This window comes from Bradyrhizobium sp. NBAIM03 (genome assembly GCF_020194055.1).
Taxonomy (GTDB): Bacteria; Pseudomonadota; Alphaproteobacteria; order Rhizobiales; family Xanthobacteraceae; genus Bradyrhizobium; species Bradyrhizobium yuanmingense.
On the sequence record NZ_JADYVS010000003.1, the window covers coordinates 327,152 to 349,165 of the forward strand.

Genomic DNA, 22,014 nt, shown 5'->3' on the forward strand with positions numbered 1-22,014 from the left:
CGAGCAATTGCCTATCAACGAAGGGGGAGATGCGGGCGGTCAGCAACCGCCTCACGGTTTGGCAGCAGGATCACGAGCAGCATCACAGCACAATCTAAGTCTTCGCTAGCCCGCCCCAGGGACAAAGTTGAGGGGGGTTAGCAGTGGTTCCTGTTAGGCCCACCTTAGGATAAGCGGCGAAATACAAGACCGGCCGGTTCGCGCGGTTTCAGACCCCTTCCGCCGGGACCGAGCATGAGGAGCATTTGCAATGGGACCGTCGCTGCGCGCTCGGCGGCCGTTGAATTCGAGCGTGAGCGAACTCGCGCGTCTAGGCGAGTGGCGCTCGCCGCGACAGTAAGGCTCTTACCCGCCATCCTATAAGGGCAACAAGTGCGATGATCAGCGCCAATGTGATCAGCGAGATGCCTGGATTTTCGTCCAGAAGCGAGGCTCGGCCGGTCGCGCCCAGAAACGAATACAGGAACACTTGCGGCGCAGTGAAAATAAAAGTCGAGATCGAGTACGTTGAGATGTCAATCCTCGTCAGACCGAACAGGTAGTTTTGAATTGCTCCGGGAAGGGGCACGCCCAGACGCATCAGCGCGATAATGCGCCAGCCTTCCTCGTCTACTGCTTGTGCAATGACGCCGAAGTTAGGCTTGTTCTCAAGCCTTTGTCGAAACCAGCTCGACGCGACGTAGCGGGAAGTGAGGAAAGCGAGGATAGCTCCGACAGTACCGCTCAACAAGATGATTACGGCGACTTTCCAGCCAAAGGCGGCACCGGCGGCGCAAATGAGAGGCGTGCGGGGAAGCACGATGAAAGCCATTATCAAAAATACGAAGCAGACCGCCATTACCGAACTTGGCGTGAGATCGCCGAGATTTTGAAACCAGGCACTCATCGTGTCTAAAAGGGGCGAGTTCATTCTTTTAAGGCTGCATGCTTAGGTCAGAGGCCCGCCGGTTCTCCGAAAAAGGTTCGTGGGGGATCGGAATCCGGCTGGAAGCTGGACAGAGCCACCTGGGGCCGTGCGACGGAGCGTCCATGCGGCTTTAGGTATTTGAAGGTGATTGGTCGACGGGTCAATGCGCATCTTCGGATCCCTTGCGGCCCTCAATATGCAAAAAAGGATGATGGTGACTGTATTGGTTACCGCGCTTGTACTCGTAACAGGGATCCTGAGCGGAAGGGAGATCCAGGACCGCAGGGCCCCGCCGGCCCCAACGCGCCCGGGGGGGCGGACCAGCTGGCGCGCAGGGACCCAAGGACCGAAAGGTGCCATGGGACGCAAGGCGCGCGTCGATGTCGGTCGCAGCGATGGGATCAATTCGCCAGCTCAACGCGTTCTGCAGCATATAGTACTCGGTGAAGCCAGCCGACGCATGTGGAGCACAGAGAAAGACGCAAGGCACGCTGGCAGAGCACGATCCTGCCTCATCGTGCGATATGTTGAAAAGTAGCAGAGATTGTCGGAAGATCGGCTGCTCTCGATGCAACTTGGGCCCGTAAGATGCGTCCGGCAGTTTTTTTTGATCGCGATGGCGTCCTCAATGAGGATGATGGCTATACTTTTGATCCCAACAAGATTCGGTGGGTCGTCGGAGCCCAACAGGCCATAAAAGCAGTCAATGACGCCGGATATTTCGCGTTTGTTGTGACGAACCAATCAGGAATCGCCAGGGGATTTTATGAAGAACGGCACGTTCGCAATTTACACGAATGGATGTCGCGTGAGCTTGCTGTTATTGGAGCGTATATCGATGCGTTCGAATTTTGCCCCCATCACCCCGATGGTCTGATTGAGAGATACCGTGTCCTCTGCAACTGTCGCAAGCCGCAACCGGGGATGATTAGAGCCCTGCTTGAACGGTACCCAGTGGATCTCGATGCAAGCTTCATGGTCGGGGACAAGCAGAGCGACCTCGCCGCAGCGGGGGCGGCTGGCATCGCGGCCTATCTGTTTGATGGGCCTAACCTCCATACCTTTATCGCGCCGCTGTTGACGGCTTGGTCCCGCGATCTTCCTCATCAACATCGTGGCGTCCCGGGAACGGAGGATTAGCGCCGTCGATTAGCGATCGAGATCGGTCGATCGCTAATTCTCGAAATCAAGGAGGGAAGGTGGCGACAAGTAGACAAATCGAAGCCAATCGCGCAAACGCGACGAAGAGTACCGGCCCGCAAACAAGTTGTGGGAAGGCAATATCGAGCCGCAACGCCTATCGGCATGGTCTTTCTCGTTGGGACGATTCCGAAGGTTCTAGTTTCGCCGGGTTCGATGCACTTCTTGCGGAGGAGTTCAAGGGCGCCGGTATGGAGCTCGCACAAGATTTGGCTCAGGCCAGGAATCGACAGGAGCGGCTGCGAATGCTTCGGTTAGGTCTGATCTTAGCCGTTATAGAGAGCGCTGAACCAAAGCAGATGAGACTTCTGTCGAGCTTGGAGCGTTACGAGAAGGCCGCCCTGTCGCGGCAGCGGCGAGGGCTCAAACGAATGAAGTGGAGCAACGGATGAGGACCTCAAGCTGGCTAGGTCCATAGAAGCGAGGCTCGACGGGCAGGTAGTACGTCGGCGAACATCGCCCCCATCGACGGTGCATCGCTGCTGGATTTATTTCGACGTCATGGAGGCGGCATAAACTACCATTGGGCCCTCGCCATCGGGCGGTCGATCCCGGCCGGTCGATAAGGTCCTCGCTGGATCGATTCAAGTCCGAGCTGTCGAGTGAGCTAGTTGCGTACGGATCGGCGAAGGGCTGAAAAAGACCCCAATGGCCGTCTCGCTAAGCGTACCGAAAAACAGAAATGGAACTTGCGTCGTCGGGCAAAACAGTGGTTCATAGGGTGCTGGTCCAGCGCAAATGGAGCCCAGCCAATGGCCGACGAATGCAAGTCTTTGTCCGATCTGCCGGAAGTAGCCAAGCTTAACGGAGAATTCCGAAAGAATTACGGAATGGTTCTCGGAGCGTTCCTGTACCTGCGCTCAATCAGCGCCGCCCGTGGGCGTTCCTGGTTTTGGACTGCATTGCTTTCGGCCGCTTGCTCGACGGCGCTGGCTTGGCTTGGGAAGCGAATGCTGCTGTGAGCAGCCAGGTTATAGCTTCCCAAAAAAAGGCTATTGCCCGTCGGGAAACGATAAGGGCCCTCGATCTCGTGGGCAACGGGGGAGGCGACCCCTAGAAGAGCCGCCTAGACCATACCGCCAAAGTCGATGTGTTCCTTGGCAAGCTCCTCGGCTTCCTAGGCGAAAGCGGCGGGCTTAGTATCGAGGTAGGGATGCTCAGAGGCTGGCATGATGGTTCGGATGTTTTAACCATTCGCACGTGTGATGCGGGCAACACAGAGGTTGTGGCCGTGCTCAAACCGCTGGATGTAATACTGCTTGTACGTAATCAAGAAGCTCGAACGCAACTGACGCTGGCACAGGCTCTATCTACTTGCCCCGCCCTGCCGCATAACGGGTGTTGATGGGTAGTTAATGTCCGCGAGTCTGAACCGACCCGGAACGACGCAACGGTCGTTGATAGCTGCGCCGTCGTCCGTAAGCTAAAGGGTTGCGAGGAGCACTAGTTTGAGACATTGCTGCAGGGTCAGCACTTGGCGATCCCCGATCTGATTAGCCAGCCCGGCTTGGATCATCTCAATTCCCATGTCGTCTGGCCAGCACGGATCAGGGCTCTGCGAAAACACAGCGCGTCACCAATTCCGCAGCGGAAGCCGTCGTTCCTAACTGAGTCGAGCAGCCCTCCCGTGCAGGTCAAACCAAGTTTAAATCAAGTTTAATGAGCTTCTCTCTCGTTACTCATCGATTCACGGCGCTTGCACTTTTGGTGGGCGACCTCGCTTTGGGCGATTCGGCCTGATCTTTGGTGGTGTCGCAGGTTCGACTGCCAATCTGACTTGCAAAGCTCCGAACAGGTTTAGGACACGTTTCAGTTGCGGATCGACGGTTCCTCCGAAAGTTTTGTACACTGTCGTCCGCATGACCCCCAGTTTAAGGGCCAAAGCGCTCACGTTTTGGGATTTGACGACTTCGCTCAATCCAAGGATGGCCTCGGCAGGGTCCTCTCGACCGAAAGCTTCTGTCAAGCGCGCCGCAATCGCCTCGGAGCCGCCTGGTGCGGGTGCCACTCTGGGTACCACGTTCATGGCCGCTAGGAGCTTGAGAACCCGGCTCAATTGAGGGTCGATTCGGCCCCCAAATGTTTTGTAAAGAGCATCCCGCCTTAGTCCGGCGTCCCGCGCCAGCATCTGCACATTTTGGGCGACAAAAACCACATAAAGAGCTGCCCGCGCTCGTCCTGGGTCGTTTTCTCCAAATTTTTCAGTTAGATAAGAGGATATTCCCGCTGGGTTGTCGCGGAGCAATTCGTTTAAATCTGGGCTATCGTCCTCCAGCATCACCGGGCCTTTGTCCGTCACTGTGGCCGCCGAGCTACAGCAATTCTGGCGAATGCGTCTAGATTACCTCAATCGGACATTGACCGCTTGCACTTTGGGGACCTGAAAATGAAGAAGACTTTGCTCGCGCTGGCCGCCGTTGCGGCGATGACCGGTTCGGCCTCAGCGGCTGACCTCGCGGCCCGTCCTTATGCGAAGGCTCCGATGCCGGCGCCCGTCGCCAACTGGACCGGCTTCTACGTCTTCGGCGGTGGCGGCGGCGGCATCTGGGACGCCGATACGTATTCTCAAGTTGCAGCAACGGGTGCAGCACTTAGCCTGCACCAAAATCAGGGCGGCGACGGCTGGTTTGGTACGGTCGGCGCCGGTTACGACTGGCAGTTCAGCGGCACCTGGGTCGCCGGTGTGTTCGCCGACGGTCAGTTCGGCAGTTTGAGGGGCAACGTTCAGGATCCCTTCAACGCCGTGACCGGCAAGCTCAAGATGGAAACTGCTTGGGCCGCTGGTGTCCGTGTTGGTTATTTGATTGCTCCGAACGTTCTCTCTTACGTCAATGGCGGTTACAGCGGATCGCATTGGTCCGGCTCGACCTTGCTCGGCAGTTTCACTGGCCTTCCGACTGGTTTCCACACCGACTCGTTCAACCGGCATGGCTGGTTCGTAGGTGGTGGCGTGGAGAACAATTTGAACATCTTCGGCATCCAGTCGCCCGGTTGGTTCATGAAGACGGAGTATCGCGCCGCTTACTATGATCGGAAGAGCATCGATGCGCTGTCGGACGTCGGCAACGTGCCGGCGGCGACTAACCTTTCGTTCAAGCCCTGGGTTCAGACTATCAGCACCTCGCTGGTCTATCGATTCAACTGGACCGGTCCGGTCGTCGCGAAGTACTGATCTGATCCCACGATCAAGCGTCAAAGCCCCGGCATCGCCGGGGCTTTTTCTTTGGTGGCGCCCCTGCTTCGAGGTGGCCTCCGGGAAAATTACGCTGCACAGCGGTGACGGAAATGCACGTTAAAGGGGGCAGGTCGTGTCCGCGCTGAGGGTTTTCACGCCGTGTGCCGCCTTCAACGGTGGATACACCCCGCGCTGACGGGGTGGTCGGCGTGATTTCGCAGGCTGCATTCGCTGCAATGATTGCGGTTCTCGCAAGGAGCGTCCATTGCACTGCCGGCCGCCCGTATGTGCTTTATTGTCGACCATGCCCGGGACTCGATGCCGGCTTCTAGTTGCTCGGGTCTACAGAGCCGCGGGTCTCGATCCCTGGTCCATGTGCAACAGAAAACGAGCGATTCGCGGCTCGTAAGGCGAGCATCGAAGCCTTTAGATCCTCGCCCATGTTTGGCGGAGGACACACACGACGCAGAAACGAGTGCCGCATCTGCTAAGCGGCATTTCGCTCGAGGCTATCGTGGCGGCCTAACCCAATCCCGAGCGATCGAGCCTTCTGCCGAAGTGACCCTTCAGTTCTCTTCATGGCTCTAGCATTTTTTAAAGGGGCCCTCGATCTCGCGTGCAGTTGTTAGGCGAACTCTAGCAGAGTTGCCTAAACCATACCGCCAAAGTCGATGCCCTCCTTGGCAAGTTCCTCGGCTTCCTCGGCGGAGGCGGTCGGCTTCGTATCAAGGTACGGGTGCTCAGCGGCCGGTAAGATGGTGCGGATGTTCTGACCATCTGCCCGGCTAACGCGGGCAATCCAACGCGCGTTGCCGTGCTCAAATCGCTGGATGTGGTACTGCTTGTACGTAATCATGACTCTTAAACGCAACTGACGCGGACACAGGCCGTGTCTACATGACCCGGCGCCCCTGTACAACGGGTATTAAAACCAAGTTAATGTCGCAATCTGAACTGGCGTCTCTCGTCGCCCTTAAGGCCCATAGAAAAACCCCGCCGGCTAGGTAGCCGACGGGAGTTAACTGAGATTGCGACCACGTTCGTAGTCGCCCCTCAGCATAGCACAGCGATAGCCGACGTTAACGGGAGTACTTGCCCTTTTTTAGCTTGCCCGTGCCCCGTCTACGGCTCGAGACCAGCAGCAGCCAGCCCCTGCAACGCCGTTCTTTGGTCTCTGGCGTGATCTCCATGCCGACTGACCAACGAGGGGTCGGGCCGGCTCAAGTCGCCTCAATTCTTGCCAGGCTGCTCGTGGCTCTTGCCAGGCTGGCAGTAGCACCTCGCGAAAGCACGAGAAGGCTAGTCGCGATCGCGGCTCATGGAGGCGAAGTCACGAGCTTCAAGCTCCAATTCAAGGTCAATGATCCGCTCGAAGATGTGAGCCGCGATCCTCTCAGACTCCTGGACCGTCAGAGACCGGATGCCCAGGGGCGTGAGTTCGTCTCTTAGGATTTTCGCGACAATCGCCTTAACGCTCATAATAGCACATCCTAAATGCGCGCATCAAAGCTCACGCCGAGGGTGAGCACAAGGTCTCAAAATAACGGTCTGTCGGGTATCAGCGTCGTCGGTGAATCTTTCTAGTTCTAGATTGCATCGCTTTCGGTCGCCGGCGCCCCCGCGTTCGGAGCGTGTGGGTAGTAGGATCAGCTTTTGTCAATCGCCTCGTGATGGCTTGAACGAGGCCATTGGCCGTCTTGAAGCGCGCAATTCCTCGGCGCGCTCGCGCTGCCTCCGAAAAGCGGATCGTGCGTTTCACTTTGCCATCGGTCGGCAACAATACGTAGTCGAGCACCGTCTGATTGTGCTCGGCGAGGCGGATAGCTGCGATCCAACCATCGGGGAGGCACGCCTCGCGCTCGATGCTCCAGTACGGTGCATGGGTCGGCTTTTGGCCAGGGGACCAACGAGCAGCCCTAACGGAAACACAGACCGACCCGCTCACGCGCAGGCAATGACTCCAGCCGCCTGAACTGACGCGTCCGCCGGCCGCCTTGATCGCAGCCGCGGCCTGTTCGATGAGCTTTGCCCTGAGCTCGGACCAGAAAGGACGGGCGTCGAGAAATTCGTAATTCCGCTTCGGGGTGTAGCCGAGCAGCCGATAGAGATTCCGAAAATTGCCAAAATGGGTCTGGCAGGTCGCAGCGCAGGGCAATCCCGGAGTTCGATCGATAATGGCCGGCGTCAAGCGGCCTTCTTTGAGAAGAGTTTTGCGCAACCGAACCAGCATCTCCTGCTCAGAAAGATCCACGCGCCGGTTCTCCATAATGCTTCTGGCGGTGAAGAAGACCTCGCGATCGATGATGGGCTCGATACAGCCCTCGGATCTGATCCATTGCTCAGGCGGATTCCTCACCGCGGCCTGTCGGAGCTTTTGGGATTTCCGGTTGAAGATGAGGTTTCCGATATAGCTCTCGTTTCTGAGAACAGTACCAACCGCGGCGCGGGTCCACGCCGCGCCGGTACTCGAGACGAGCCTTTTTTGGTTGAGTTCCCAAGCGATGACCGTCTCCGACTTAACCTCCAAGAACCGTTGGAATATCCACTTCACGACCGCGATTTCCATGGGGTCGCCCGGTCTGATACGAATGTGATCGGTCAGGATGTACTTCCGCTCGCCCTTCTTCATCACTCGTCTGGTTTGCATCTTCTCGTCGACGAGCTCCCGCACAAGCGCATAGCCGGCACGTCCGCATGGCTTGTAGCCCAGCCGCGCAAAGCGGCATTGACCGGCGTAGACCTTCGCGGACAGCTCGCGGCTATACTCGGCAGCCATCACGCGCTTGATGTTTTTGACGATGCTCGCGAGCATGCTTCCATCGTTCTCGAATTGCTCAGCGCAATATGCGACCTTGATGCCCGCGCGCCGACAAACGAACTCATAGTGCGCGCTTTCATCAACGTCCTGGAAACGGCCCCATCGACTTACGTCATAGACCAGAAGGTGACCAAAGTCGGCCTGGTTGCTCTCGACATCCTCAAGCAATTGGAGGAGCCCGGTCCTGTTCTTGATAAGCAGGCCGCTCTCGCCCTCGTCCTTGTAGGTTCGGACCAGCGTCAGATGATGGGCGTGGGCGTAGGCGGCGATGACGGCAGCCTGATTTTGGATCGAGTAGTGCTGCCGGTCGGTTGACATACGGACATATTGCGCTGCCCGTACGCTGAGGAGCGATTTTGGCAGATGAGCTTTGTGAACGATGAGCGCATTACTCATTTTCACCTCATCCGGACGCGAGCCACCAATACATAGAACAGCTTGCTCTGTCGCTCTTCAAGAATCCAAACACTTGTACGAGTTGGTTGCTGCGCTTGCGAATGGCATTTGTGGCTCTGGCCCGCGTGATCAACCGGTCAAGACACAGCCGGTCCGCCTCGCACTGCCAACGCGCCATGCGCAGCGCTTCCCGAACTGCTTACTTCTACCGCGGTTTCAGTGGGTTGACGATCTAGCTCGATCTGCTTTAGAGGCACGGTCGTCGCATCGGTGCGCTGACGAAGCGCTGATGCCTGATCTCGCGCAGCAGCAACGTGCTCTTGGTTTGTGGAGCGTTGAGCAAGCCTTCGAACAGCACCAGGACCTCGCGCGCCTGGATGTAGACTTCGGTGGTGACGGCGTCTTGATCGCAGCCGTAGGCGGCAAGGCGCGCCTCGATCTCGGTCGCAGCGATCGGGTCAGTGCGCCAGCTCAGCGCATTTTGCTGGGTGTAGTATTCGGCCTGGGGCTCGAAGTCGGGATCGATCCCGACCGGTCGATGCGCCGCAGCGCCGCTTCCGATCGCCTTTTGGCGATAGGTCTCGAGCAATCGGTGCCGCAACATGCGGTAGCGTAGGATTTCCCAGGACAGTTCGGCCACGTCGATGGCGAGCAGCCATTCGATGGCGGACCGGGGCGCAAGGTCCGCAAAGATGGCCTGTCGCAGCGCATGGTAATGGTCGAGCTGTTCGCCGGGCAGCAGCAGGGGCGGCGGCGCCAAGGCGGCAAACTCCGCCGGGAGCGCAGTGGCGGTCAGCTCGGGCGCGGTTTGGAAGGGGCCGTTCATCGGGATGCGGTCTCCGCGCCCAGGCTGGCGAGGGCGGCTGCGCTGCCGCCCGCCGTCTCGGTCGGACCCTGCACCGGGCTCGTTGCCCACAGCTCCTGCGCGACCGGCAGTGGGGCGATCTGCAGGTTCGCCCACCACGCCCGTTCGTTGCCGTGCCGATGCAGCTCCTCATGATGGGCGCGGCACAGCGGCACCGTGAACTCATCGCTGACCTTGCGCCCGAGCGCCCGCGGCTGGGCGAACGTCAGATGATGGGCATCGCACGGCGTTTGCCGGCACACCAGGCAGGGTTGCTCCCGGACAAACAGCAGGTGCGCCTTGCTGCGCTTGCGCGGCGGCTCCTTGGGATGAGCGAGCTCGGCCTCGGCGAGCGCGGGCTGCAGCGCGGCCTCGGCGTCAGCAGCAGGCGCTTGGCTTGGCGTGCCACCCAAGTCGGCCGACGGCTGGGCCTGGGCAGCGTCCTCAAGCTTGGCCTGATAGGCGGCCTCGACGCGCCGGGCATCCGGCTCCTGCAAGCTGTTCTTGAGCGGGAGGCTCGTCATGGCCCAGCCGAGCAGATCGGTGCTGGCGGGCAGCGCTTCGAGCTGGCGCAACAGCTGCTCCCTGAGTGCGGCGGACTCCCCCGGCCGCAGCACCGGGGCACGGTTGAGCGCGCCCTTGCCGGGCGAGGCCTTGAGGGTGGGCGGTGCGGGAGGACCGGCGGCCGCATCCGGGGCGTCGAGATCATCCTCGCCGGCAATTCCGACCAGCGCGAACAGGGCGTAGCGCCGGGCGTAGGTCAACGCCGCACCCATGCGATGCGGCGCCTCGATGTCCCGTGCGGCGCAGACCGGCCAGTCCGAGGAGATCCACTCGCCGGAAGAATGGGCGAGCAGGGTGGTGAGGTGGATGTGGCCACTGGTTTCTTCGACCCGGGTGGTCTGGATGGTGGCGATCTCCTGCTGGCTCAAGGTCTTGCGCACGATGTCGAGACCGCTCGCCAGCGAGGCGTAGCGAAAGGTGCGGTCGTCATCGCGCAGGAACGGCGAGCGGATCTGAGCGGTCAGGGTCTTCTCTGGGTTGGTCAGTTCGGCTTGCGCGCGGGCCAGCGCCGCCGCGATCGCGCCGATATGCTCACTGGCCTGGTGCATGGACGGGCTCCATCTCAACCGGATCAAAGCTGATCGCGCCGGCTTTGGAGCGCTTGGCGCGAACGCCGTGGCCAAACGCCTCCTTGGCATCCTCCGGCAGCAGCTTTTTGAGCTCGGCCTTGGCCAGCTCGTGCTCGGCATGGGCCTCGCGGGTGCGCAGATAGATCGCCGCACATTCGGCCCAGACATTGGACGCGGTCATGTCGACGACCTTGACGGCGGCAAGCCGCGGCCGTGGGGTCTCGATCCCGAACAGCAGCGGTGGCTCACCGCTCTGCACGCAGCGCCAAAACTTCTTCTCCGCAGTCAGCAGCAGGTGCTGGTAGAGCGGGTCGGCATGCACGGTGATTTCGATCCATTTGCCACCGCCGGTGATGATGGAGAGAACGCCGCTGCGCGACGCGGTGACCCACATGTTGTGCTGCAGCTGCGCCATGTGCTTCTCCGCTGCGGCCTCTTCGGTAAAGCCCCAGGGCAGCATGAACTTGGCCTCGAACACCGCGCCGGTCGGGGCGACGATGCCGTCCAGCGTGGCCGCCATCCAGGAATGGACGGAATGCCGCACCCGCTTCTGGATGTCGGTGATCGCGTGCCCGGTGGCGTGTTGGTACCAGGCGCGGTTGAGCGCCTCGGTGGCAACGCCGAGCTGCACGACCAGGTTGCGGGACAAATCTGGCGGCGCGATCTCGCCGCGCTTTTCGCGCCACAGGCGCGTGAGACTCTCCTGGTCATCACCCATGATGATGCGCGCATCCGAGCCGCCAATGAAGGCGCGGCGGTCGTGGCGGTTCAAATTGATGACGGAGCGGGGCGCCGCGGCGCCGTCGGTTGCAATCGTAGTCACCGGTCTCTCCTGGGTTGACGCGGCTTGCCGCCGCACCGCCAAAACCCCCGCCGCTGCGAGGGGAAAGACCGGAGCCAAGGGCCGTAAGGCCGGTCCGGTGATTAACGCTCCTTTTGCGCGGGAATGCCAGTCCTTTCTGCAGCAATTTTGCGGTTCGTTGGCGCGAAAAGCCTTGAGCTTTCAGGGGGGGTGGAGCGAGCCTTCGGGTGCCGCAACCCGCCCCAACCGGCGCGCTCCCACATGACGTCAGTTCGACGAATCGAAGCCAATCGCAGCAACGCCAAAAGCAGCACCGGGCCCAAGCGCTTGGCTGAAAAGCCGCCTCGAGCCGGCAAGCGGGACAGGGCTAGTTCAACTTGTGCGGTTGTTCGCTTCGGCCTGGGCCGTGAAGTTGGGACGGACGCGGCAGCTGCCGTCGCCCAGCCCAAGTGCGACCTTTGGTGCGTGCGAATGGCTCGCGACGAATCTCTTAGCCAAAATTCCTCCCGGCATTCGCCAGATCTAGTCCGATGCAATCATTGTAAGCTCAGAAATCTACACCAAGCTTGGAACTCTTGATGCTTCAATCCTGACTGCTAGGAGTTAGTCCGGGGGAGGGGCTGAGTTTTGTTCATCCAGATCGAACCTGCGCGCCGGAGTGCCGCTGGAGGTCCAGAACGCCTTAAAGATCAACCTGAATGGTACGCATTGGTCGGGAAACTCAATCAAATGTGATCGCGATCCGATAATTGAGCAAGTTCAACAAGTACTGCAACAACATTGAGCTCAACACGCTTCTGTCACGACAGCCGGCCAGAGCTGGATCGGGAGCGACCCACCGTATCCGTTTGAGATGGCGTCTGTCGGCGCTGGATTGCGGCAGAGTCACCTCATAAGATGAAGAGGTCGACGCGGAAGCTTTAGCCTGCTGGCAATTTTTCTGACGGCTTGTGGCGTTCTTCCAAGGCGTCGCGAGACTGCATGCAAGCTCTTTTCTTCCAAGATGAGCAGCCATGCCGACCCTTCCTTTGATTCCCCTACGGCAGCGAGAAGGTCGCGACGACCGGCCGATGGTCCGAATAACCTTGAGTCTCGCGGTCGCAGTAAGCGGCGGTGCGAAAGAGGATCTCAACGCTTACGGCTGAAGGCCCGATATGCCGAGCAAGAATGCGCGGGCTTCATCATGGTTCCAGTAGCTGTCCACTCCCTCAGGGCAGCTCGATGGACACTAAAGTCCGCTATGGGTCCACGGGCGGCTGTGGAGGCCAGCAGCCCAGCTCCTCTCAACAGCAGACGCAGCGGCCGTCACGCGAGAGGGCAGCTAGGGGCGGCGCGGAAGTGAAGGTCGGCTGAAGTGAATGAGGCCGCTAAGTGAGGCGGCCTTAGTTCAACTTACTCCGGAGCTTCTGGATGATCTTCCGCAGCTCGGCGGCATACTCCTCGATGATGCGCCGAGCCTCGTTCAGCCGTAATGGCTTGGCTTCCTTACCCTGGAGACAGGTAATTACAGTTAGTCTAAAAGGGCCGTTCAGACCGGGATAGAGAGTTCCGGCTGCGGGGGTCGAATGGAATTCGCACGCGACATCGCCAAAATCAGCGGAATTGCCGCCGTACCGACCATACTTGACGTGGTAAGTCGGACCACGGGCATGGGGTTCACCGCGGTTGCCCGTGTCACCGAGGACAGATGGATCACCTGTGCATCGCGAGACGACCTTGCCTTTGGGCTGAAACCGGGTGACGAGCTGAAGGTCGAGAGCACGATTTGCCACGAAATTCGCCAGAGCCGCGAGGCCGTGGTTATCGACCATGTCAGCGAGGCTGCAGAATACTGCAATCACCACACTCCGGCCCAGTACGGCTTTCAGAGCTATATCTCGGTGCCGATTATTCTTCCCGATGGTTCATTCTTCGGGACGCTCTGCGCGATCGACCCGAAACCGCGCAAGCTAAATACCCCTGAAGTCGTCGGTATGTTCAAGCTGTTTGCTGAGCTGATCGCGGCTCATCTCGACGCTGCCGAACGGGTGGAGTTGACCGAGAGCAAGCTTGCCGCGGAACGGAAGAACGCGGAGCTTCGTGAGCAATTCATCGCCGTCCTCGGCCATGATCTCAGAAATCCGCTTGCCTCGATCCAGGGCGGCTTGCGGCTCCTGAACAAGAAGGTCGATCAGGAAGGCAAGAATTGGATTGCTCTCTTGCAGGGCAGCGTGAATCGGATGGCGGTCTTGATAGACAATGTCATGGATTTCGCCCGCTTCCGCATGGGCGCCGGGATGCAACTGAGCTCCAGACGCCAGCACTTGGAACCCATCATCAAGCAGATCGTATCCGAGTTCGAAAGCGTTCACTCCGAGCGCCGCATTCTGTCGGATGTTGACGCACCGGCGACGATAGACGTCGACGCGGGCCGATTGGGTCAAATGTTGTCCAATCTGATCGGGAACGCGATTACCTATGGCGCGCCGGATGAGCCCATCATAGTCGTTGCAAGATCCAGCGACGCGGGGTTTGAGATCCAGGTGATCAACAAAGGACCGCCGATCCCCGCGCAGGCGCTGCCCCATCTTTTCACCGCGTTTCAGCGAGGTGACGTTGTCCCTAACCAAAAGGGGCTGGGGCTAGGGCTCTACATCGCACAGGAAATTGCAAGGGCGCATGGCGGACGGATCTTTGCCACGTCGACCGAAGACAGCACGATCTTCACCGCAGCCTTTGCCGCGCCGGCCGACAGAAGCGATGTAAGTCCAGCCGTTCTCGTTTCAGAACAGTGAGCGTTCATCAGACATTTCCGCTTCGGGTCAAAAGCCGCGTAGGCTCCAAGTGCGTCGGCGTCCCCATTTTCCCTGAAAACCGACATGCCACAACGCGGCTCTCGTTAGCAACGGCCGCTGTAGGGCGACAGCCTACTAGGTGAAATGAGTTGACGCAGGACTGTTGGAACGACCTCCGCTCCCGCGGTTTGAGCAAGGTCTCGCTTGGGAAACTGCTCATGCAAAGTCTCGACTCCTTTCGTCGCTCACCAAAGCGCGGCGAGCGTCTCTCGATTGCTGCCCGGCTGATTGCCGGAAATCCACAGCCCCAAACTGGGGAATAGCCATGGCGCAGCACTGGCCTTCTCGGTTGTGGATCGTCCGGCACGGTGAGAGCGCCGGCAACGTGGCACGCGATACGGCTCATGCGCTTGGCGGTGAGGACATCGCGATCGAGGCACGTGACGTCGATGTTCCGCTCAGCGCCTTGGGCGAGCAACAGGCCGCAGCGCTCGGGCGTTGGTTCGCATCTCTCCCGAGCGAAGAAAGGCCGGAAGTGATTTTAAGTTCTCCGTATCTGCGCGCCAGAAGTACCGCTGCCGCGGTCCATGCGGCATCCGCTCCGTCGATTGACATCGTCGCTGACGAGAGGCTGCGGGAAAGGGAATTCGGAATACTGGATCGGCTGACGAAGCTCGGCATAGAACGCCGCCATCCCGAACTCGCGCAATCTCGCCTGCTCATGGGGAAGTTTTACTTTCGGCCTCCCGGAGGCGAGAGCTGGTGCGATGTTATCTTGCGGCTTCGGAGCGTGCTGGAGAGTGTCAGCCTCCACTATCCGGACAAGCGCGTGCTGATCGTCGGACATCAGGTCGTGGTTCTCTGCTTTCGCTATCTCATCGAAAAGCTCGATGAGATAGCCATTCTGGACATCGATGCGGCGGCAGATGTCGCCAATTGCTCCGTGACGGAATATCGGCTGGACCAGCGTAATGAGTGCGGAGCGACCCTGAAGTTAATGAGATACAACTTCCTCGCGCCGCTCGAGGCTGAGGGAGCGCCGGTTACGACCGCCCCTGACGCCAAGGTAGCAGCCCGATGATCGTTAAGCCGCTTGACGAAGCATATCTGCGGTCGCATCCGTTGCCGAAGCATTCCGGGGGCGACAAGCACAGCAGAGGCCGCGTGCTCGTCATCGCCGGAAATATCGAGCTACCGGGCGCGGCTATATTGGCTGGACTGGGGGCGCTCCGGGCTGGCGCCGGCGTGCTTCGCATCGCGGCCTGCCAAACCAACGCTCCTCATATCGGGGCGGCTATGTCTGAAGCCATGGTAATCAGATGCTCGGAGGATGGGCACGGAGAGATCGGGATCGGAAATGGCCCACGTTTGGTCGAGCTTGCGAAGGGTTCGGATAGCGTTCTCATAGGATCCGGTATGGTCGATGAAGGCTCGGTCGGACGACTATGTGCGCTGCTTCTCAACGAGGCGATCGGGCCTATTTTCGTGGTCGATGCGTCGGCCTTCACCTCTCTGCGCCACTTCGATATTCGGCAAGAACAGCGGGGCAGGCTAGTCTGCACGCCTCATTTCGGAGAAATGGCCAAGTTTTTAGGCCGAGAACGCGAAGAGATCGAGAGCCGGGCCCTGCGATCGGCAACGGAAGCCGCTCGTTCTGTCCATGCCGTGGTCGCCCTAAAGGGGGCCAGCACCCATGTTGTCGGTTTATCTGACGAGGCACTACTGAACGAGCAGGGGACCGTAGGCCTAGCCACGTCCGGATCTGGCGATACTCTGGCCGGCATCGTGGCCGGCTTGGCCGCTCGAGGAACCTCGCCTTTATTAGCGGCGGCTTGGGGCGTCTATCTTCATGCCGTGGCTGGTCGTTTGGTGGCGGATCGTCTTGGTGCCATTGGATTGCTCGCACGCGAACTGCCGGAGGAAATTCCCCCGATCATGCGGGACCTGGAGAGTCGAACCTGAAGAAAGCTGCCCAGCAGCGGTGCAAAGGGAAGTGTAGGAAACGCATGCTTTCGAGGCGCCTAGACCGGGCCCTTCAGAGAATCGAGACGCTTGCGCAGAAATGCCAGCACCATGATCTCGTCGGAAGTGAGCTTAGCGTACTGGCGCTTGAACTTCTGCGCGATCTTGGCTTCGATCATCTTCACGAGATCACCTGACATGTAGGCGTTCAAGACTTCCGGGTGAACATAACACTTCCGGCAGACGGCCGGCGTGTTCCCGAGCTGCTTCGATACGTTCTCAATCGCGGCGACAACATTGCGCTTCGCCTCGGCCTGGCTGTCATACTTCTTGAACTCGGCTAAGGCCAACGCTGCCAAAACCGTTCCCGCCCAAGTGCGGAAATCCTTGGCACTAAAATCCTCGCGAGTGATGTCTTTGATGTAGGCATTGACGTCGCCGGAATCGACGGTACGCGGCTGCCCGTCGTCGTCGAGGTACTTGAAGAGCTCATGTCCTGGGATCTCCGCGCAGCGCTTCACGATGGCGGCAATCCGCTTGTCCTCGACGCGAAGTTTCCACTGTTTGCCCGACTTGCCCGTGAAGTCGAACCGAAGGACGCCGCGGCCCACCGCAACGTGCTTTCGTCGCATCGTGGTAAGCCCGTATGATTTGTTTGTCTCGGCATACTCGGCGTTGCCGACCCGGATCAAAGTCTTCTCCAGAAGGCTGACGATCGTGGCCAGAACCTTCTCCCGAGGTAGCCCTTCCAGCTTCATGTCGGCCGCGACACGGTCGCGCAGCGCGGGCAGCGCGGCTGCGAACTGGACGATGTGTTCGTACTTGTTCTGGTCGCGCAGCTCGCGCCATTTCGCGTGGTAGCGATACTGCTTGCGGCCCCGCGCATCGAGCCCGGTCGCCTGGATGTGGCCGTTCGCCGAGGGGCAGATCCAGACGGATTCATAGGCCGGCGGGATACCGATGGACTTGATGCGTCGGATAACGGCGGCGTCGGTGATGCGCTTGCCGTCCTTGTCGTAGTAGCTGAAGGTAGTCCCCGTCCGCTTGCGGGTGTAACCGGGCGCGGAGTCCCTGACATAGCGAAGGCCTTCTTCCGCAATGGTTGCTGCGACCTCGACGGTGCGGTCCAGGATTTGGTCTTCGTTGCGAGTCTCTCGGAGCATGGGCCTGTCCCTCGGAAGCACCCTGGGGTCGAGGCTCCACTCCTTCTAAAGGAATGAAGGCAGCGGTTGGTTCCGTTCGGGGACCGGCGGCTCGTAGATGCAGTTCAGTAGCCGCGCAGAATACCTGCCCCAGCTAAATCCGGCCGTTCCACTCGACGGGGCGCTGCGCAGACTGATGATGGCGGCAAGACCTAACTTCAGACAATCGCCACAAAGTTTACGGACACGCTTCCCCAATTAGTCTGTCAGAAGGCCGCTATGTCCCAGTTTTCGCTCGATGTGTTGCGTCAGCGCTATGTCGTCGAGAAACGACCACTCGAGGCCAGCGTCGAGCAGATCTTGCGGGCTGACGGCCGCGCGGGAGCACGTGCCATCCTGGCCTCGATCGATAAAAGGCGTTTCGAAAACAGATCCGAAGGGCAGCGCCTCCGCAAGATGCTGCGCTTCGAGACCTCTCTATGGGACAGCGGCCAGCGTGCCGTGGCAGGCGTGGATGAGGCCGGAATGAGCCCTCTCGCCGGGCCAGTGTCCGCTGGCGCGGTGATCCTGAAACCTGGCACGCGGATAGTCGGGATCGACGACTCGAAGAAACTCGACGCCGCGGCTCGCGAAGAACTCGCGAAGGAGATCAAGGCAAAGGCAGAGAGTTGGTCCGTGGCGTTCGTAGAGGTCGAGGAGATCGACGCGATCAATATCTACTGGGCCGGTATCCAGGCCATGCAGCGTGCGGTCCGGGGGCTGGGATCGACGCCGCAGCATCTGCTGATCGACGCGAAGCGGTTGAAGGAAATCGACCTCCCTCAGCAGGCCATCATCAAGGGGGACGCCAAGTCCGCCAGCATCGCTGCTGCGTCGATCCTGGCGAAGGTCGAGCGCGACACGGTCATGCGGACGCTCGACGTCCGCTACCCCGGCTACGGCTTCGCGGATCACAAGGGCTACCCGGTGCCGGCTCACTACGAAGCTCTTGCCAGGCTTGGTGCATGCGCAGCTCACCGCAGGTCATTCGGACCTGTGCGCAAGGCTCTCGGGTTGCCGCCCCTGCAGCCGTGACCTTCTGCATCCGAGCGAGCCGCCGGCTGAACAGGCCGGACGTCTCTTCTTGGCTGCGCCTATTTTCGCGACCAACTCTTTTCGCGAACGACGTCCTTGGCCTTTTTGTCGGACCGCAGGCCGAGATAGACCGGCTGGCGCAGCTCTCCCTTGCTGGTCCACTCCGCGAACTTCACTTCTGCGACCAACGTAGGACGCACCCAGGTCGTGACCTGCTCATCCTTAACCTTGGCGGGAAAGGGCGACTTGGCCGTCTTAAGCTTCAGGAGCTTGCCGTGAAGCTCTCCCAGAACCTGGTGGCTGAAGCCGGTGCCGACGTGGCCGATGTACCTCCAGGCTTCGCCTTCGCGTACCGCCAGCACCAGGGCGCCGAAGAAGGGCCGGGTTCGCCTCGGTGCCGTGAACCCGGCGATGACGACCTCCTGCCGCTGCGCGGTCTTCACCTTCAGCCAATCGGCTGTCCGGCGTCCGGACGCATACGGGCTGTCGGCGCGCTTGGCCATTATGCCTTCGAGATGCCTTCGCTCGGCTTCTGCGAAGAACTTCGTCCCCTTGCCTTTGCGATGCTTGCTGAACGCGATCAGGTTGTGGCGCGGCAGGATGGCCTTCAGCCGCTTCTTGCGCTCGAGGAGAGGCAGCGCGCGCAGATCCTCGCCTTCCGCGAACATGAGGTCGAACGCGCAGTACAAGAGCTTGGCCTCATGGCGCAAGGCATTCTGGAGCAATTGGAAATGGGATGCGCCATCCCTGCCGATCGCGACGAGCTCGCCATCGAGCACAGCATCCGCCTTCACGCCTTCAAGTGCTTTCGCCACCTCGACATAGGAGTGGCTGATGATCTTCCCATTACGACTGTAGAGCGCGACCCGACCGCGCCGGATTTCCGCGACCATGCGGAAACCATCGAACTTGTCCTCGAAGACCCAATCGGGATCGTCGAAGGGCGCATCCGTCAGTGTGGCCAGCATGGGCTGCAGGCGATGAGGCAGGGTCGATTTTCGGGCCATGGCAGGGGCTCCCTATAGCGCCGGCAGAGGCCGATACGAGGAGGATGGAAGGTGAACCCGCGCACTATCGCCAGCCACGACCGGTCCCCCGGCTCGGACCACGCCGAGCACCCCGGATTTGAACGCAGGGCCCGTTTCCGCCGACGAGAGCACCTGCCGCTTGAGACCGGCTCGGAAGCGGTCGATCAGGACGCAGGGCGTCCGGAGGCCCGTCAGCTCGACGACCGCGGACGGCCCGAGCTCGATCAAGGTCCCGAGCGGCATCCGTTCGAGATTCAATCCGGCGGTGGTGACGTTCTCGCCGAGGTTGCCAGCGCCAACTTCGAAGCCAACTTCGAGGAGAGACGGGAAGAGTTCGGATGGGATCAGGTGGACCTGCCGAAGATTGGGCAGAAGGGGCCGGCGGCGTGCCAAATATCGGTGCCGGACGAACGGACCGGCGTGGGCGTCGCCTTCGACGCCGTGGCCTTCCACCAGGATTATGCTGTCCCGAGTTGGTTTGCTGAAGTGATGCCCTCGATCGGCCGCGACCGCCACCACCCTTCCCTGCAGCGAGAAATCCTGCTTCTGCGGCATTAGGCGGCGCGGGCGATCGAGCGCCGCTTCTGGCGGAAGTAGCGCGTGATCTCCGCAAGCGTCATCGCGTTCAAAACCCGGTCGGCAGGGACACCGCCCTTGCGGGCCATCAAAACGCCCCAGTGCATGTGGTCGAGCTCGGGGATCGAGTGCGCGTCCGGATTGATGCTCATCATGCATCCGAACTCGAGCGCCGCCTGGTGCCAGCGCCAGTCCAGGTCGAGTCGCCATGGGTGGGCGTTAATCTCGACTACAACGTCGTGCTTGGCGCACGCCCGCAACACCTTCTCGACGTCGATTTCGTAGCCAGGCCGCCGCTGGAGCTGTCGCCCTGTCATGTGGCCGATAATGGTCGTGTGGGGATCGGAAATGGCCCGAAGCAGGCGCTGCGTTTGTGCCTTGCGGTCCAGCTTGAAGCGGCCGTGGATGCTGGCGACTACGAAATCGAAGCGCTCCAGAACATCGTCGTCATAGTCGAGCGATCCGTCTGCCAGGACGTCGGACTCGATGCCCTTGAGGATCCGGAAATCCTTGCCGAAGCGCTTGTTCAGCCGGTCGGCTTCCAGGTGCTGCTGCGCGATCTCCTCATCCGAGAGCCCTCCGGCATAGTGTGCGGACTTGGAATGGTCGGCAACCCCGAAATACTCGAAGCCGCGCTGGCGCGTGGCCTTGGCCATCGTCTCCAGGGTCTCGGTGCCGTCTGAGGCATCGGTGTGGCAGTGAAGAATGCCGCGCAGGTCCTGGTCGGTGACAAGCTTCGGGAGCTTGCCTTTTAGAGCCGCCTCGATCTCCCCGCGACCGTCCCGGAGCTCAGGGTCGATGAAGGGCAGGCCGAGGGCGCGGTAGATCTCGGCCTCCTCGCCGGCGATCAGCGTGCGGCCCTTGTGCAAGCCGTCGGGCTCCAATTGCATCCCCCTCTCCGCTGCCAAAGCCTGGAGTTGTTCGATATGAGAGGCGGAGCCTGTCGCGAAGAGGAGAGCAGCGCCGAAGTGCTTGCGGTCGGATACTCGGATTTGCAGCCCGTCGGCCGACGGCGTCGATGTATTGTCCGGCTTGGCAGCCTCCGCAACGATGGCAAGATCACCGACCAGTTCGCAGCCGCGGCGAAAATCGCCGGCGATCGTCACACGCTTCAGTTCGGGGCGAGACTTGCGGATCGAGTCCTTCGCCTGCGCGAGCAGCGCGGCGGCGCGGTGCAGGTGGAGGCGGCCTTCTCCAATTTTGGCGATCGCGAGGTTCTGCAGGATCTTGGTCTGCAGCGCGGCGCCCAGTCCTTTCGCCTTCTTGATGCGGTCGTCCTGGGCGGCGGCCTCCAACTCCGAGAGCGAGCCTATGCCTAGGTTCTTGTACAGGCGCAGCACCTTCTCCGGACGAAGGCCAGGTACAGCGAGCATCTCGAGCACCCCCGCGGGAATTTCTTTCCGCAGCTTTTCGAGGCTGGGATGACTGCCCGTCTTGTGGAGCTTGGTGACGATGTCGGCGATCGCATCGCCGACGCCCGGGATCTCAGTAAGTCGATCTTCGGCGACGAGCACGTCCAGAGGAACGGCTAGGGCCGCCAGGCTGTCGGCGGCCCGAGAGTAGGCCTTCGCTCGGTAAGGATTGCCGCCTCGCAAGGCGGTGCGCTGGGCATACTCTCGCAGAAGGCTTGCCACACCGCGCGCGTCGAGCGAAGGCATTCAGCCAGCCTCCCTATGCGAGCTTTGCGGCGCCGCCGGAGCAGGGCGACCATCGGATCGGTCACTTGGCCGGCGATCGAGAGAGGCCTCCAGCTTCTGAGCTGCGCGAAAGTCCTCAAGGTGCTGGATGTTGGGGCCGTAGGCGGCCTCCTTCTTGAGGAGATTGTAGATCCGGCCCGCCGCCAGCTGCAGATGCTTCATCCTGCCCCTCGGCATGGATCTCGCTTTGCAGAGAGCTCGGACTGCGTAAGCACGGAAATAGTCGAACGCGTCTGACATGGTCGGTAAACGCCTGTTCTCGCCGATCGTTCGGCGGCAAACGACGTCCTAGTGCCGTTCAAGGTCCCCCCGTGTTCCCTCGAAAAGCGGGTACCGCACCTCCCTCGGCCGGCTTGCCATCGACTCGAACTCGGCGAGCAGCTTCGTTGTTCTGCTCATGCGGCTCCATTGGCGTCGCATTAAAGTGAAGGCTTGCTCGGTTGCTTACGTCGGCGCGCCGAAGGGCGTCGGACAGAGCCACTGCAT

20 protein-coding genes are annotated in these 22,014 nt (G+C 60.5%); 7 read left to right on the top strand and 13 right to left on the bottom strand.

Features of this window, described 5'->3' with window-relative positions; translation table 11 throughout:
* Nucleotides 1-310 precede the first annotated feature (310 nt).
* Complete coding sequence (locus I6F21_RS06470; RefSeq protein WP_225182954.1) at nucleotides 311-910, bottom strand: VTT domain-containing protein; 600 nt, start codon at nucleotides 908-910, stop codon at nucleotides 311-313.
* A 585-nt stretch (nucleotides 911-1,495) separates the two neighbouring features.
* Between I6F21_RS06470 and I6F21_RS06475 the strand changes: the two genes are divergently transcribed.
* Together I6F21_RS06475 and I6F21_RS06480 are read left to right on the top strand one after the other, a co-directional pair.
* Nucleotides 1,496-2,047, top strand: coding sequence for an HAD family hydrolase (locus I6F21_RS06475; protein WP_225182955.1), 552 nt, complete (start codon nucleotides 1,496-1,498; stop codon nucleotides 2,045-2,047).
* 812 nt (nucleotides 2,048-2,859) lie between these two features.
* Nucleotides 2,860-3,069, top strand: a complete 210-nt coding sequence (locus I6F21_RS06480; RefSeq protein WP_225129282.1) for a hypothetical protein — start codon at nucleotides 2,860-2,862, stop codon at nucleotides 3,067-3,069.
* Between the two features lie 725 nt (nucleotides 3,070-3,794).
* On the opposite strand, the gene I6F21_RS06485 is transcribed toward I6F21_RS06480, so the two are convergent.
* Nucleotides 3,795-4,406 (bottom strand): transcriptional regulator, encoded by a 612-nt coding sequence (locus I6F21_RS06485; protein WP_225182956.1) that lies wholly within the window; start codon nucleotides 4,404-4,406, stop codon nucleotides 3,795-3,797.
* Between the two features lie 87 nt (nucleotides 4,407-4,493).
* On the opposite strand from I6F21_RS06485, the gene I6F21_RS06490 reads away from it, so the two are divergent.
* On the top strand, nucleotides 4,494-5,279 hold the full coding sequence (locus tag I6F21_RS06490; RefSeq protein WP_109143082.1) for an outer membrane beta-barrel protein: 786 nt from the start codon (nucleotides 4,494-4,496) through the stop codon (nucleotides 5,277-5,279).
* Between the two features lie 652 nt (nucleotides 5,280-5,931).
* Here the strand turns inward: I6F21_RS06490 and I6F21_RS06495 are convergent.
* From I6F21_RS06495 to I6F21_RS06525, 7 genes are all read right to left on the bottom strand, one after another.
* Complete coding sequence (locus I6F21_RS06495; RefSeq protein WP_109143083.1) at nucleotides 5,932-6,138, bottom strand: hypothetical protein; 207 nt, start codon at nucleotides 6,136-6,138, stop codon at nucleotides 5,932-5,934.
* A gap of 443 nt (nucleotides 6,139-6,581) precedes the next feature.
* On the bottom strand, nucleotides 6,582-6,761 hold the full coding sequence (locus I6F21_RS06500) for a hypothetical protein (RefSeq protein WP_225182957.1): 180 nt from the start codon (nucleotides 6,759-6,761) through the stop codon (nucleotides 6,582-6,584).
* Between the two features lie 79 nt (nucleotides 6,762-6,840).
* Nucleotides 6,841-8,496, bottom strand: coding sequence for a recombinase family protein (locus tag I6F21_RS06505; protein WP_225182958.1), 1,656 nt, complete (start codon nucleotides 8,494-8,496; stop codon nucleotides 6,841-6,843).
* A gap of 247 nt (nucleotides 8,497-8,743) precedes the next feature.
* Nucleotides 8,744-9,322: a hypothetical protein gene (locus tag I6F21_RS06510; protein WP_225182959.1), complete on the bottom strand. Its 579-nt coding sequence runs from the start codon at nucleotides 9,320-9,322 to the stop codon at nucleotides 8,744-8,746.
* Nucleotides 9,319-10,452 carry an ERF family protein gene (locus tag I6F21_RS06515; RefSeq protein WP_225182960.1) on the bottom strand — a complete coding sequence of 378 codons (1,134 nt, stop codon included), beginning with the start codon at nucleotides 10,450-10,452 and terminating at the stop codon, nucleotides 9,319-9,321. The genes I6F21_RS06510 and I6F21_RS06515 overlap by 4 nt, the downstream gene beginning before the upstream one ends.
* A complete protein-coding gene (locus I6F21_RS06520; RefSeq protein ID WP_109145707.1) occupies nucleotides 10,436-11,296 on the bottom strand; it encodes a YqaJ viral recombinase family protein in 861 nt (286 codons plus the stop codon). Before I6F21_RS06520 ends, I6F21_RS06515 begins: the two co-directional genes overlap by 17 nt.
* Nucleotides 11,297-11,996: 700 nt before the next feature.
* Nucleotides 11,997-12,290, bottom strand: a complete 294-nt coding sequence (locus I6F21_RS06525) for a hypothetical protein (RefSeq protein ID WP_146207705.1) — start codon at nucleotides 12,288-12,290, stop codon at nucleotides 11,997-11,999.
* A 550-nt stretch (nucleotides 12,291-12,840) separates the two neighbouring features.
* Here I6F21_RS06525 and I6F21_RS06530 point away from each other — a divergent pair.
* From I6F21_RS06530 to I6F21_RS06540, 3 genes are all read left to right on the top strand, one after another.
* Entirely contained in the window at nucleotides 12,841-14,049 is a 1,209-nt protein-coding gene (locus tag I6F21_RS06530) for a GAF domain-containing sensor histidine kinase (RefSeq protein ID WP_225129292.1), read from the top strand.
* A gap of 325 nt (nucleotides 14,050-14,374) precedes the next feature.
* Complete coding sequence (locus I6F21_RS06535) at nucleotides 14,375-15,130, top strand: histidine phosphatase family protein (RefSeq protein ID WP_225129294.1); 756 nt, start codon at nucleotides 14,375-14,377, stop codon at nucleotides 15,128-15,130.
* Nucleotides 15,127-16,011 (top strand): NAD(P)H-hydrate dehydratase, encoded by an 885-nt coding sequence (locus I6F21_RS06540; protein ID WP_225182961.1) that lies wholly within the window; start codon nucleotides 15,127-15,129, stop codon nucleotides 16,009-16,011. The genes I6F21_RS06535 and I6F21_RS06540 overlap by 4 nt, the downstream gene beginning before the upstream one ends.
* Before the next feature lie 59 nt (nucleotides 16,012-16,070).
* On the opposite strand, the gene I6F21_RS06545 is transcribed toward I6F21_RS06540, so the two are convergent.
* The gene (locus I6F21_RS06545; RefSeq protein WP_225182962.1) at nucleotides 16,071-17,174 is read right to left on the bottom strand and encodes a DNA topoisomerase IB; all 1,104 of its coding nucleotides are present in this window, start codon (nucleotides 17,172-17,174) and stop codon (nucleotides 16,071-16,073) included.
* Between the two features lie 258 nt (nucleotides 17,175-17,432).
* On the opposite strand from I6F21_RS06545, the gene I6F21_RS06550 reads away from it, so the two are divergent.
* A complete protein-coding gene (locus I6F21_RS06550; RefSeq protein WP_225129298.1) occupies nucleotides 17,433-18,227 on the top strand; it encodes a ribonuclease HII in 795 nt (264 codons plus the stop codon).
* Between the two features lie 59 nt (nucleotides 18,228-18,286).
* Here the strand turns inward: I6F21_RS06550 and ligD are convergent, their stop codons facing one another.
* From ligD to I6F21_RS06565, 3 genes are read right to left on the bottom strand one after another with little or no spacing between them, the layout of a single operon-like run.
* Complete coding sequence (gene ligD / locus I6F21_RS06555; RefSeq protein WP_109143091.1) at nucleotides 18,287-19,234, bottom strand: non-homologous end-joining DNA ligase; 948 nt, start codon at nucleotides 19,232-19,234, stop codon at nucleotides 18,287-18,289.
* Between the two features lie 12 nt (nucleotides 19,235-19,246).
* Nucleotides 19,247-19,810: an MOSC domain-containing protein gene (locus tag I6F21_RS06560; protein WP_225182963.1), complete on the bottom strand. Its 564-nt coding sequence runs from the start codon at nucleotides 19,808-19,810 to the stop codon at nucleotides 19,247-19,249.
* Nucleotides 19,810-21,489: a DNA polymerase/3'-5' exonuclease PolX gene (locus tag I6F21_RS06565; RefSeq protein ID WP_109143093.1), complete on the bottom strand. Its 1,680-nt coding sequence runs from the start codon at nucleotides 21,487-21,489 to the stop codon at nucleotides 19,810-19,812. Before I6F21_RS06565 ends, I6F21_RS06560 begins: the two co-directional genes overlap by 1 nt.
* Between the last annotated feature and the right edge of the window lie 525 nt (nucleotides 21,490-22,014).

Bases quoted from the DNA above. Each gene is read 5' to 3' on its own strand.
- I6F21_RS06505 (WP_225182958.1), bottom strand. From the start codon at position 8,496: ATGAGTAATGCGCTCATCGTTCACAAAGCTCATCTGCCAAAATCGCTC.
- I6F21_RS06525 (WP_146207705.1), bottom strand. From the start codon at position 12,290: ATGGCTGCTCATCTTGGAAGAAAAGAGCTTGCATGCAGTCTCGCGACG.
- I6F21_RS06510 (WP_225182959.1), bottom strand. From the start codon at position 9,322: ATGAACGGCCCCTTCCAAACCGCGCCCGAGCTGACCGCCACTGCGCTC.
- I6F21_RS06535 (WP_225129294.1), top strand. From the start codon at position 14,375: ATGGCGCAGCACTGGCCTTCTCGGTTGTGGATCGTCCGGCACGGTGAG.
- I6F21_RS06480 (WP_225129282.1), top strand. From the start codon at position 2,860: ATGGCCGACGAATGCAAGTCTTTGTCCGATCTGCCGGAAGTAGCCAAG.
- I6F21_RS06550 (WP_225129298.1), top strand. From the start codon at position 17,433: ATGTCCCAGTTTTCGCTCGATGTGTTGCGTCAGCGCTATGTCGTCGAG.
- I6F21_RS06530 (WP_225129292.1), top strand. From the start codon at position 12,841: ATGGAATTCGCACGCGACATCGCCAAAATCAGCGGAATTGCCGCCGTA.
- I6F21_RS06500 (WP_225182957.1), bottom strand. From the start codon at position 6,761: ATGAGCGTTAAGGCGATTGTCGCGAAAATCCTAAGAGACGAACTCACG.
- ligD (WP_109143091.1), bottom strand. From the start codon at position 19,234: ATGGCCCGAAAATCGACCCTGCCTCATCGCCTGCAGCCCATGCTGGCC.
- I6F21_RS06475 (WP_225182955.1), top strand. From the start codon at position 1,496: ATGCGTCCGGCAGTTTTTTTTGATCGCGATGGCGTCCTCAATGAGGAT.
- I6F21_RS06560 (WP_225182963.1), bottom strand. From the start codon at position 19,810: ATGCCGCAGAAGCAGGATTTCTCGCTGCAGGGAAGGGTGGTGGCGGTC.
- I6F21_RS06545 (WP_225182962.1), bottom strand. From the start codon at position 17,174: ATGCTCCGAGAGACTCGCAACGAAGACCAAATCCTGGACCGCACCGTC.
- I6F21_RS06540 (WP_225182961.1), top strand. From the start codon at position 15,127: ATGATCGTTAAGCCGCTTGACGAAGCATATCTGCGGTCGCATCCGTTG.
- I6F21_RS06495 (WP_109143083.1), bottom strand. From the start codon at position 6,138: ATGATTACGTACAAGCAGTACCACATCCAGCGATTTGAGCACGGCAAC.
- I6F21_RS06470 (WP_225182954.1), bottom strand. From the start codon at position 910: ATGAACTCGCCCCTTTTAGACACGATGAGTGCCTGGTTTCAAAATCTC.
- I6F21_RS06565 (WP_109143093.1), bottom strand. From the start codon at position 21,489: ATGCCTTCGCTCGACGCGCGCGGTGTGGCAAGCCTTCTGCGAGAGTAT.
- I6F21_RS06515 (WP_225182960.1), bottom strand. From the start codon at position 10,452: ATGCACCAGGCCAGTGAGCATATCGGCGCGATCGCGGCGGCGCTGGCC.
- I6F21_RS06490 (WP_109143082.1), top strand. From the start codon at position 4,494: ATGAAGAAGACTTTGCTCGCGCTGGCCGCCGTTGCGGCGATGACCGGT.